Source organism: Caloramator australicus RC3 (assembly GCF_000297115.1).
Taxonomy (GTDB): domain Bacteria; phylum Bacillota; class Clostridia; order Clostridiales; family Caloramatoraceae; genus Caloramator; species Caloramator australicus.
Map to the genome: position 1 here is coordinate 1 of NZ_CAKP01000037.1, position 11,241 is coordinate 11,241.

Below are 11,241 nucleotides of genomic sequence, written 5' to 3' on the forward strand. Positions count from 1 at the left end.
GGGAAGGGATAGAAATATATAAAGATGACGATGATGTAATAGGATGCAGCGCAGAAGGGCATGTAAGCCATGTATTATCGGCGAGATTAAGCAGCAGGCCATTAGGATGGAGCAAGGAAGGATTAAAGATAATGGCAAAGCTAAGGGTATTTAGCAAGAATGGAGGAAATTTAAGGGAAATAAGTGTGTTTAAGGAAGATGAAAAAGCCTTCAAGGTAAGTAAGAAGAAAATAAAAGAAGCGATAAGAAAGATAAATAAATCTTCACGTGAAGTTATGAATAATATAACGATATTGAACATAGGGAAAGTAACGCCAATTTACAGGATATTAAAATCAATAAAATATGAAAATATAATTTAAGTTTTTTAAATTTAACAAACGCCTTGAAACTAGCTAATTTAAGGGGTTGTCTATAAAAATTAACCTACAATATCTTGACACTATCAATTAAACTTCATGCCTTGACATATTTTATATAAGCCTATATAATGAATTGTAGCGCTGTTTGAGGTGAGCGTATGATTTTAAATGTTACGGATTTAATTAAAAAAAAGACAAATGAAATGAGCTTTGACTTAGAGCTTGATATTAGCAAGTTACAACGTGATGATTTTGTTGTAGAATTGGCAGACAAATTAAAAATTAAAGGGACAGCTATTTTAGATGGGGAAGATATTTTATTAAAGGGAACTATTAAAACAAAAATAAAATCTTTTTGTTCAAGATGCTTAGCACCTGTTGACTACCCTCTGACGATAGATTTTGAAGAAAAGTATTCAAAAAAGCAGGGGGAAGATATATATATGATTACAGAGGACAGAATAAATCTAGAAGATATGATAATTGATAATATTATTCTGTCCTATCCAGCAAAGATTTTATGTAGTGATGATTGTAAAGGCCTTTGCCCGGTTTGTGGTAAAAATTTAAATGAAGGCCAGTGTGAATGTTTAAAGGATGTTATCGATCCTAGACTTGAGGCATTAAAACAGTTCTTTAAAGGTGATTGAGGAGGTGCAAATATGGGTAATCCAGCCAGAAGACATTCAAAATCAAGAAGAGACAAAAGAAGAGCACAAACTTGGAAATTAGCTATGCCAGGTATGGTAGAATGCCCACAATGCCATGAAATGAAATTGGCTCATAGGGTTTGTCCAAGCTGTGGTTATTACAAGGATAAAGTTGTAGTAGAAAAGTAATTGAGTTTTAGCACACCGTAAGGTGTGCTTTTGTCTTTTAAAATAAAATAGGAGGTTTGTTTATGAGGGTTGTTATAGATTGTATGGGTGGAGATAATGCACCTTCAGAGATTGTCAAGGGGGCTTTAATGGCAGCGAAGGAATATGATGTAGAGATAATTTTAGTAGGGGATGAAGAAGGAATAAAAAAAGAGATTAGTGAGGAATTTAAAAATATAATGAATCGATTGCAAATAATTCATACCACAGAAATCATAACTAACGATGAATCTCCAACATTAGCTATAAGAAGAAAAAAGGATTCTTCTATGGTTGTAGGATTAAAATATTTAAAGGAGGGTAAGGCTGATGCTTTTATATCAGCCGGCAGCACAGGAGCTCTTCTTGCTGGAGGTTTGTTTATAGTAGGAAGGATAGATGGCATAGATAGACCCTGCTTAGCTCCAGTAATCCCTGGGGAGAAGGGACATTTTATGCTCTTGGATTCAGGTGCAAATGCTGAATGTAAACCTAAAAACATATTGCAGTTTGGTATTATGGGAAGTATTTATTCTAAGAAGGTTTTAGGAAAGGAAAATCCAAAGGTTGGTCTTGTAAATATAGGAGCAGAAGAGGAAAAGGGAACAGAATTTATAAAGCAAAGCTTTAATATGTTAAAAAATAGCAATTTAAACTTTATTGGCAATATTGAACCAAGGGAAATTCCAAAAGGCGAATGTGATGTTGTTTTATCAGATGGTTTTGTGGGCAATGTTATATTGAAACTTTACGAAGGAGTAGCCCAGACAATTTTTGATATTTTAAAAAGGGAAATATATTCTTCGTTAATCTATAAAATTGGTGGAGCAATTTTAAAACCTGTATTTAAAAAGTTTAAAAAAGATTTTGATTATACTGAATATGGAGGAGCAATTCTTCTTGGGGTAAATAAAGTTGTAATAAAGGCTCATGGTAGTTCAAATGCAAAGGCAATAAAAAATGCTGTAAGGCAATCTATAAATTGTGTAAAGGGTAATGTCATTGAACTTATTAGAGAAGAAATTAAAAAAAATAAAGAAGTTGATAGCTAATGTGAATATTTTTTTGAAATTGGTAATAAATAAATAAGTAAGAAAAAAATTAATAAATTTATTGACGCTTTTATGCTTTATATAATATTATATAGATGAATCCTTTGAAGGGAGGTGAATATAATGATATTCGAAAAAATAAAAGAAAGAATTTCAGACATATTAGGAGTAGATCCAGACGATATAACTATGGATTCACATTTTATTGATGATTTAGGTGCTGATTCATTAGACATAGTAGAGCTTATTATGGCTCTTGAGGAAGATTTTGATTTAGAAATTCCAGATGAGGATGCTGAAAAGTTGCAAACAGTAGGTGATGTTGTAGATTACATAAAGGAACATACCGACATATAATAGTCCCGATTATTCGGGGCTTTAAATTTTATGGAGGTTCTTATGGATAGTATAAGACGAAAACATCTTGAGGAATTTGAAAAAATAATTGAAGTAAATTTTCATGACAAAGATTTATTGAATAAGGCACTTACTCATAGTTCCTATGCTAATGAAAATGGATTAAAATATAACGACCATAATGAACGATTAGAATTTTTAGGAGACTCTGTATTGGGCTTAATAGTTAGCGAGTATATATTTAAAAAGTATAAAGACAGGCAAGAGGGTAAGTTAAGCAGAATAAGGGCAAGCGTAGTTTGTGAGTCCTCACTAGCGGAACTAGCAAGGGCAATAAAGCTTGAAAAGTATTTACGAATAGGTAAAGGTGAAGAATTAACTGGTGGTCGAAATAAAGACTCTTTGTTGGCGGATGCCACTGAAGCAGTTATTGCGGCTATATATCTAGATCAAGGATATAATAAAGCTAAAGATTTTGTTTTAAATAAATTAAAGCATAAAATACAAAACGTTGCGAGAGGAAGGGAATATATAGATTTTAAGTCTAGGCTTCAGGAATATGTGCAAAGAAATTTATTATCCACTATAAAATATGAAGTTGCAAATCAATGGGGTCCTGATCACGATAAGACGTTTGAAATAGAAGTCTATTTAGATAATATAAAATACGGTTTAGGGGTTGGCAAAAGCAAGAAGGAGGCTGAACAGATGGCAGCTAAAAATGCCCTCATTAAGTTGGGAGTAGATGTTAATGAGTAATAAGCATTATATTGTCCCAATTTTTGTTCCCCATATTGGATGTCCACATGATTGTGTGTTTTGTAATCAAAAAAAAATAACGGGAAGAGACGATCATGTCGATTATGATTATGTGATTAATAGGGCAGAGGAAGTTTTGAGCACCATCGATAAGAAAAATTCCTTTGTTGAAATATCTTTTTTCGGTGGAAGTTTTACTGGTATTCCCTTTGATTATCAGAAGGAGTTATTAAGTGCAGCAAAAAAACTTGTCGATGATGGGAAAATAGATTCAATAAGATTATCAACAAGGCCCGACTATATAAACGATACTATATTAAATAATTTAAAAGCATTTGGAGTTAAAACAATTGAATTAGGAATTCAATCTATGGATGATGAGGTTCTTAGGGCGGCAGAGAGAGGACATACTGTAGAAGATGTTTATAGAGCAGTTGAATTAATAAAGGAATTTGACTTTGAACTTGGTTTACAGATGATGATAGGACTTCCTAAGGACAATGAAGAAAAAGATATTAAAACGGCTAATGAAATAGTAAATTTAAAACCAAATTTTGTTAGAATTTATCCGGCGTTGGTAATCAAGGATACTGAGATGGAAAAGATGTTTAAAGAAGGATTATATATTCCTCTTTCATTGCAGGATGCCGTGAATATTACAAAAAAAGTGTATCTTATATTTATTAAGAACGACATAAACATTATTCGGGTTGGATTGCAGGCAAGCGAAGGAATAGCGTTAGGAAGAGATGTGGTAGCAGGGCCCTTTCATCCCGCATTTAGAGAATTGGTTGAAGGCTCTATTATATGCGATATGATACGATATATTTTTAATGAATACTTTAAGGAGTATAAGGAAATTAGAATATTTATAAATAACAAAACTATTTCTAAATTATATACAAATAGAAAATATTATTTTAATCTTTTGGTAAACGAATATAAGGACAAATCAATAAGGGTGTTTATTGATGATAATTTAAGCAGTCTTGAGGTTGTTATTGAGGCTGATACTTTAAGTAGAAAAATGTCAATAAAAGATTTTGCAAAATTTGCTAATTTAAGAAGGATTTGATGTATTTTTATAGAATATATAACAATAATTAAGAAAAAAGGGGGAATCATCATGGAAATTTTAAAAGTATCAGCTCAATCACAACCTAAAGCTGTTGCTGGAGCACTTGCTGCTGTATTGAGGGAAAGATCTACAGCAGAAATTCAAGCTGTAGGTGCCGGAGCTGTTAATCAAGCTGTAAAGGCTATAGCCATTACAAGGGGATATGTAGCACCAAATGGAATAGATCTCGTTGTAATTCCAGCCTTTTCAGAAATAGAGATTGAAGGAGAAGAAAGAACAGCAATAAAATTTATCGTTCAACCAAGATAAGACCTGCGTTGCAGGTCTATTTATTTTCCTTTATTAAAAGATTGATTTGTTTTATGAAGAATGTTATACTATACTAATGTGAGCTAATGCTGATATTTAAAATTAGCTATATGGCATTTATGGGATTTATCCTTTCGGATAAATCCCTTTAAAATATACATGAGGTGATGGGCTTTGTATTTAAAGAGCGTAGAAATAAAGGGTTTTAAATCCTTTGCAGATAAAGTTGAAGTTGAATTTACAAAAGGCATAACAGCCATCGTTGGCCCCAACGGAAGCGGAAAGAGCAATATTTGTGATGCGATAAGATGGGTGTTAGGTGAACAAAGTGCCAAGACCCTAAGAGGATCAAAGATGGAAGATGTAATTTTTGCAGGAACTGAAAATAGGAAACCCTTAAGCTTTGCGGAGGTATCTTTAATTCTTGATAACTCAGATAATATATTACCAATTGAATACAATGAAGTTAAGATAACAAGAAGGTTATATAGATCTGGTGAAAGCGAATATCTTTTAAATAACACAGTATGTAGGCTTAAAGATATTTATGAACTTCTTATGGATACTGGGATAGGGGTTGATGGCTATTCTATTATTGGACAAGGAAAAGTAGAAGAGATTTTAAGCTCAAAACCAGACGAGAGAAGATTGGTTTTTGAGGAAGCAACTGGTATAACTAAATTCAAAACAAGGAAGGCAGAAGCTGAAAGAAAATTAGAAAATACAAGGCAAAATCTTGTAAGAATTAATGATATTTTAACAGAATTAGAATCACAAATTGGTCCTTTAGAGATTCAAGCTCAAAAAGCGGAAAGGTTTTTAAGGCTAAAGGATGAATTAAAAATGATCGAAATAAATTCTATTTTGCATAATTATAATCTTATAAAACAAAAGCTTGATATTACTTTAAAGGATATAGAAGAAAATATCAACAAACTAAATTTATTAGAAAATAAAAAAGAAGAACTTGAAACAATAATTGCTGAAAAAAAACATCAATTAACAATAATTCAGGATGATTATGATAAGTCTAGTAATATTAGTTATGAATTAGAAATGTCAATTCAAAGGACAAAATCAGAGATAGAAATTTTAAAAGAAAGAAAAGAAAATCAAAATAATGAAAAGCAAAGATTGTTAATTGAAAAAGAAAATAATAATCGGATTTTATCTGAGAAATATGATAAATTACAGAAATTAATTGCAGAAAAACAAAGGATGGATGAAAAATTAAAACTTCAAAAGAAATTAATCGAAGATATTGAAAATCAGTTAAATGAACATATTAAAGAAAATAAAGCAAATGAAAGGGTAATTGAAAATAAAAGAAATGAACTTATAGAAGTTTTAAATAGAATTTCTGAGCTCAATAATAAAATGAATTCTCTAAGTTTTATAAAGGATAATTTTAATAAGCAATATGCCAATTTAATTCAAGCAAAAAGCGGAAAAGAAGAAAAGATAAATGAATTAGAGGAAGAACTTAAAATTAAGCAAAACGAATATGAAGACATTAAGCTAAAGATAGAAGAAAACCATAAGGAACTAAATGATTTAGAATCACATCTAATTAAAATTGAAAGTGAAATTAAGCAAATAAATATGCAGATTAATTCGGCTCATCAGAACATTAAATCATGTGAAACTAAATTGAATATGCTGATAGAAATGGAAAAGGATCTTGAAGGGTATAATAAAGCTGTAAAGTTCCTCGTATATAAATATAAAAACAACGAAGGATTTTATGGAACAGTCTCAGATATAATAGAGGTTCCTAATGGCTTTGAAATATCACTGGAAGCAGCATTAGGTTCTTCCTTTCAGAATATTGTAGTTAAAGATGAAACGCTGGCAAAAGAAATGATAGAATACCTTAAGAGGGAAAGATTAGGAAGGGCGACATTTTTGCCAATTACGACGGTAAAAGGTAGAGATGAGTCTGACGAAGGTAATTTTAAAGGGACAAAAGGATTTATTGGAATAGCATCTAAAATTATTAAATTTGATGCTATTTATAAAAATATCATAACAAGTCTATTAGGAAGGACATTGATTTGTGATAATATTGATAACGCCATCATCCTTGCCAAAAAAACTGATTTTAATTATAAGATAGTAACATTAGATGGCGAAATAATAAATCCTGGTGGTTCTTTAACCGGTGGAACAACTAATAAAAACCTTGGAATTTTTAAGAGAAAGAATGAAATTCATGATTTAAAGAATAAAATTGAAGATCTTAATCAAGAATTAAACAATTTAATGAAGCTGATAAAAGCAAAAGAAAGTAGTAGAGACAACTTAAATAAAAATATAGAAAATAAATCTTCAAACTTAAATATTTTAAAAATTAACGCGTCAACACAAGAAATCGATATTAAAAATTTAAAGGAGAAAATATTAGAGTTAAATAAAGACATTGAAGATATAAATGTTGAGTTAGAACAAATCAATAATCAACTAGCTAAAATAAAGCAGAACGAAAATGAATATTCGGAGGAAATAAATAAAAACAATGAAATAAAAATAAGTTTGGAAAAGGAATTGGAAGGATTAAATAAAAATTTTGTTGAGTTTGAGAAATCAAAAGAAGCTATTAATACTAAATTAACATCTGAAAAGGTAATATTTGCAGAGCTCAAAAAAGAGATGGATTCGTTAACAACAAAAATTGAAGAACTTAATATGGATTTAAAGGAATTTAAAGATAATGAGGAAAAAATAGAAAGAAAAATTATAGAAATTGAAGACAAGATAAATAATTTAAATAGTCAAATATTAAATCAAAGCCAAAAACTAAATAAGCTAAATAATGCTTTAGAAGAAAACAAAAAGAAAGAAGATGAGCTTTTTAATTGCAAAAATTTAATGGCTCAAGAAATAAACAGCTTAGAGGAAGAATTAACAAAAAATAATAGGGAAATTGCAGAGCTTACAAGCATAGTTCATAAGCTTGAAATGACCCAATCAAAGCAGGAATCAGAAATAGAGTTATTAAATCAAAGGATATGGGATGAATATGAATTGACGATTCCACAGGCACAAAAGTATAAAAATGAAAACTTTAATAATTCAGATGCAAATAAAAAGATAAACTCGTTAAAGGCTCAAATAAAGGAATTAGGTGAAGTCAATATTGGTGCAATTGAGGAATTAAATAAAATAAAAGAAAGATATAATTTCTTATCAGAACAAAAAAAGGATTTAATAGAAGCAGAGGAGTCGCTGTTAGAAGTAATTAAAGACATGACTGAAAAAATGCAAAGGCAGTTTCAAACTAATTTTTCCATAATAAGGAAATATTTTAATGAAACCTTCAAGGAATTATTTGGTGGTGGATATGCTGATTTGCGAATAGATAATGGTGATGTTTTAGAATCAGGAATTGAAATAATAGTTCAACCTCCTGGAAAAAAATTACAAAATATAACTTTACTCTCAGGAGGAGAAAAGGGATTATCTGCTATAGCATTAATTTTTTCGTTATTAAAATTCAAGCCTACACCATTTTGCATATTGGATGAAATTGAAGCTGCCCTTGATGATGCAAATGTATTAAGATTTGCTAACTATCTAAAAAAGTATGCAAATAACACTCAGTTTATACTGATAACTCATAGAAAGGGTTCTATGAGTGCAGCTGATGCATTATATGGAGTTACTATGGAGGAAAAGGGAGTATCAAAGTTGCTTTCATTAAAACTAAAGGAGGCATAGCTATGGGCTGGTTTGAAAAACTTAAAGAAGGTTTAGTAAAGACAAGGGATAATTTAGTTCAAAAGGTAGATGCTATATTTTCATTAAATTCTAATTTAGATGAAGAATTTTATGAGGAACTTGAAGAGGCTTTAATCATGTCTGATGTTGGAGTAAAAACTACACAAGATATTATAGAGATGCTAAGAAAAAATATAAAGGATAAACGAATTTCTGATCCAGAGGATGCAAAGGGAGAACTTAAAAATATATTGATGGATATAATGCAAAGGGATAAAAATTTAAAAATTATTCCGCCCCAATTCCCTGCTGTCTTTATGGTCGTTGGTGTTAATGGTGTTGGGAAAACTACAAGTATAGGCAAATTAGCTCATTTTTTCAAAAGCAAAGGCTATAAAGTTTTATTGGCTGCAGCTGATACCTTTAGGGCAGCTGCCATTGATCAGCTAGAAGTTTGGGGACAAAGGGTTGGAGTTGATGTAATCAAGCATCAAGAAGGTTCGGATCCAGCAGCAGTAGTTTTTGATGCTCTTCAAGCAGCAAAGGCAAGGAAAGCTGATATTTTAATATGTGATACTGCTGGAAGACTTCATAATAAAAAGAATTTGATGGAGGAACTGAGAAAGATAAATAAAGTTATAGAGAGGGAAGGTGAAAACTTCTATAAAGAAACTTTTCTTGTTCTTGATGCTACCACAGGACAAAATGCTCTTTTGCAGGCAAAGGAGTTTATGGATGTAAGCAATGTGAATGGTATAATATTGACAAAACTTGATGGAACAGCTAAAGGAGGAATAGTTATTGGAATAAGCAATGAATTAAATGTCCCAGTTAAAATGATAGGGGTTGGAGAAGGAATAGGAGACTTACTAGAATTTAATCCTGAAATGTTTGTAAAGGCACTATTTGATAGTGTTAAGTAAAAATACTTGACACCTTTAAAAGTTTCTGTTAGTATAATAGAGGATGATATTTATGGATAAATTAAGCTATATAACTATGCTTATGGATTTTTATGGAAATTTATTAACAGAAAAGCAAAGAATGATAATGTCCTATCATTATGAAGAGGATATGTCATTAAGTGAGATATCAGAAGTAATGAATATTTCAAGACAAGCAGTCCACGACATAATAAAAAGAAGCGAAAAGACTCTTTTGGACTATGAAAAAGAATTAGGATTAGTAGATAAATTTTTAAGACAAAAGCAAAGGCTTGTAGTTATCAAAAATTTATTATTAGAAAAGAAGGATAAAGATTTACAACCTATAATTGAACTAATAGAAGAGTTGATTGATTCCTAATTAGGAGGGCTTTTTATGGCATTTGAGGGTTTAACCCATAAATTACAGGAAACATTTAAAAAATTAAGAGGTAAGGGTAAACTTAGTGAAAAAGATGTTAAGGATGCAATGCGTGAGGTTAAGCTAGCCCTTCTTGAAGCTGATGTGAATTATAAAGTTGTTAAGGATTTTATAAATGTTGTAACAGAAAGAGCAATTGGCCAAGAGGTAATGGAAAGCCTAACCCCTGCCCAGCAGGTTATAAAGATTGTTCATGAAGAAATGATTAAACTGATGGGAAGCACTGAAAGTAAAATCAATATATCACCTAAGCCTCCTACAGTAATAATGCTTGTTGGTCTACAGGGGGCTGGAAAAACTACTATGGCAGCTAAGCTTGCTCTTCATCTTAGAAAGAACAACAAACATCCCCTATTGGTTGCTGCTGATATATATAGACCAGCTGCTATTAAGCAGCTTCAAATTCTCGGCGGACAGATTGACATTCCTGTGTTTACTTTAGGCGATAAGGTTAACCCCGTTGATATAGCAAAGGCATCTTTAGAATATGCAAAAAAGAATGCAAAGGATATAGTTATAATAGATACAGCAGGTAGACTTCATATTGATGAAGAGTTAATGCTTGAACTTGAAGGCATTAAAAAAGAGGTAAATCCAGATGAGATTCTCTTGGTTGTTGATGCTATGACAGGTCAAGATGCAGTTAATGTGGCTCAAAGTTTTAATGACAAATTAGATATAACAGGAGTTATATTAACTAAGCTAGATGGAGATACCAGAGGGGGAGCAGCGTTATCAGTTAAAGCTGTGACAGGGAAGCCCATCAAGTATGCTGGTGTTGGTGAAAAGCTGTCGGATTTGGAAATTTTTTATCCTGATAGAATGGCATCAAGAATATTAGGGATGGGCGATATATTAAGTCTAATAGAAAAAGCACAGCAGGCTATCGATGAGAAGAAAGCACTAGAAATGCAGCAAAAATTAGAAAGACAAGAATTTACTTTGGAAGATTTTTTAGATCAGATGCAGCAAATGAAGAAATTAGGACCTTTAAAGGATTTAATTAAAATGATTCCTGGATTGGACACTAGTAAGCTTGATGATATAGATTTTGAAGAAAATGAAAAGGAAATGGCAAAAATTGAGGCGATAATAAAATCTATGACCAAGGAAGAAAGAAGAAATCCTTCAATAATAAACTCTAGTCGCAAAAAAAGAATAGCAAAAGGTTCTGGAACTACTATTCAGGATGTAAATAAGTTGTTAAATAATTTTGAACAGGCGAGAAAGATGATGAAGCAGTTTTCTGATATGCAAAAACATGTGAAAAAGGAAAATTTAAATTTTTCCCTTTTACTTTTTAAAAATAAAATTAAAAAGCTAAACAATTTTTAAAGGGAGGTTAGAAAATTTAATGGCAGTTAAGATGAGACTTAGAAGAATGG

General features: G+C 31.1%; 12 protein-coding genes. All 12 read left to right on the plus strand.

Translation table 11 applies throughout. The features are described 5' to 3' along the window. The coding region (locus tag CAAU_RS14175) for a UPF0236 family transposase-like protein (protein WP_192811179.1) at window positions 1–362 on the plus strand (362 nt) is incomplete at its 5' end. Window positions 363–520: 158 nt separating this feature from the next. Then, window positions 521–1,012 (plus strand): YceD family protein, encoded by a 492-nt coding sequence (locus CAAU_RS04205; RefSeq protein ID WP_008908185.1) that lies wholly within the window; start codon window positions 521–523, stop codon window positions 1,010–1,012. A gap of 12 nt (window positions 1,013–1,024) precedes the next feature. Beyond that, a complete protein-coding gene (rpmF, locus tag CAAU_RS04210) occupies window positions 1,025–1,201 on the plus strand; it encodes a 50S ribosomal protein L32 (RefSeq protein ID WP_008908186.1) in 177 nt (58 codons plus the stop codon). 62 nt (window positions 1,202–1,263) lie between these two features. Further along, the gene (gene plsX, locus CAAU_RS04215; protein WP_008908187.1) at window positions 1,264–2,271 is read left to right on the plus strand and encodes a phosphate acyltransferase PlsX; all 1,008 of its coding nucleotides are present in this window, start codon (window positions 1,264–1,266) and stop codon (window positions 2,269–2,271) included. Between the two features lie 123 nt (window positions 2,272–2,394). Next, window positions 2,395–2,628 (plus strand): acyl carrier protein, encoded by a 234-nt coding sequence (acpP, locus tag CAAU_RS04220; protein ID WP_008908188.1) that lies wholly within the window; start codon window positions 2,395–2,397, stop codon window positions 2,626–2,628. Between the two features lie 42 nt (window positions 2,629–2,670). Further along, window positions 2,671–3,387: a ribonuclease III gene (gene rnc, locus CAAU_RS04225; RefSeq protein WP_008908189.1), complete on the plus strand. Its 717-nt coding sequence runs from the start codon at window positions 2,671–2,673 to the stop codon at window positions 3,385–3,387. Next, on the plus strand, window positions 3,380–4,462 hold the full coding sequence (locus tag CAAU_RS04230; protein ID WP_008908190.1) for an elongator complex protein 3: 1,083 nt from the start codon (window positions 3,380–3,382) through the stop codon (window positions 4,460–4,462). Before rnc ends, CAAU_RS04230 begins: the two co-directional genes overlap by 8 nt. Window positions 4,463–4,513: 51 nt before the next feature. After that, entirely contained in the window at window positions 4,514–4,774 is a 261-nt protein-coding gene (locus tag CAAU_RS04235) for a stage V sporulation protein S (protein ID WP_008908191.1), read from the plus strand. A gap of 174 nt (window positions 4,775–4,948) precedes the next feature. Beyond that, complete coding sequence (gene smc / locus CAAU_RS04240; protein ID WP_008908192.1) at window positions 4,949–8,491, plus strand: chromosome segregation protein SMC; 3,543 nt, start codon at window positions 4,949–4,951, stop codon at window positions 8,489–8,491. A gap of 2 nt (window positions 8,492–8,493) precedes the next feature. Beyond that, the gene (gene ftsY, locus CAAU_RS04245) at window positions 8,494–9,414 is read left to right on the plus strand and encodes a signal recognition particle-docking protein FtsY (protein WP_008908193.1); all 921 of its coding nucleotides are present in this window, start codon (window positions 8,494–8,496) and stop codon (window positions 9,412–9,414) included. 52 nt (window positions 9,415–9,466) lie between these two features. Further along, a complete protein-coding gene (locus CAAU_RS04250; protein WP_008908194.1) occupies window positions 9,467–9,796 on the plus strand; it encodes a putative DNA-binding protein in 330 nt (109 codons plus the stop codon). A 15-nt stretch (window positions 9,797–9,811) separates the two neighbouring features. Beyond that, window positions 9,812–11,191 carry a signal recognition particle protein gene (ffh, locus tag CAAU_RS04255; RefSeq protein ID WP_008908195.1) on the plus strand — a complete coding sequence of 460 codons (1,380 nt, stop codon included), beginning with the start codon at window positions 9,812–9,814 and terminating at the stop codon, window positions 11,189–11,191. Window positions 11,192–11,241: the final 50 nt, after the last annotated feature.

What these genes read in the sequence shown, in the direction of transcription:
- rpmF (WP_008908186.1), top strand. Translation starts at nt 1,025, where the DNA reads ATGGGTAATCCAGCCAGAAGACATTCAAAATCAAGAAGAGACAAAAGA.
- CAAU_RS04230 (WP_008908190.1), top strand. Translation starts at nt 3,380, where the DNA reads ATGAGTAATAAGCATTATATTGTCCCAATTTTTGTTCCCCATATTGGA.
- CAAU_RS04205 (WP_008908185.1), top strand. Translation starts at nt 521, where the DNA reads ATGATTTTAAATGTTACGGATTTAATTAAAAAAAAGACAAATGAAATG.
- rnc (WP_008908189.1), top strand. Translation starts at nt 2,671, where the DNA reads ATGGATAGTATAAGACGAAAACATCTTGAGGAATTTGAAAAAATAATT.
- ftsY (WP_008908193.1), top strand. Translation starts at nt 8,494, where the DNA reads ATGGGCTGGTTTGAAAAACTTAAAGAAGGTTTAGTAAAGACAAGGGAT.
- plsX (WP_008908187.1), top strand. Translation starts at nt 1,264, where the DNA reads ATGAGGGTTGTTATAGATTGTATGGGTGGAGATAATGCACCTTCAGAG.
- CAAU_RS04235 (WP_008908191.1), top strand. Translation starts at nt 4,514, where the DNA reads ATGGAAATTTTAAAAGTATCAGCTCAATCACAACCTAAAGCTGTTGCT.
- ffh (WP_008908195.1), top strand. Translation starts at nt 9,812, where the DNA reads ATGGCATTTGAGGGTTTAACCCATAAATTACAGGAAACATTTAAAAAA.
- CAAU_RS04250 (WP_008908194.1), top strand. Translation starts at nt 9,467, where the DNA reads ATGGATAAATTAAGCTATATAACTATGCTTATGGATTTTTATGGAAAT.
- acpP (WP_008908188.1), top strand. Translation starts at nt 2,395, where the DNA reads ATGATATTCGAAAAAATAAAAGAAAGAATTTCAGACATATTAGGAGTA.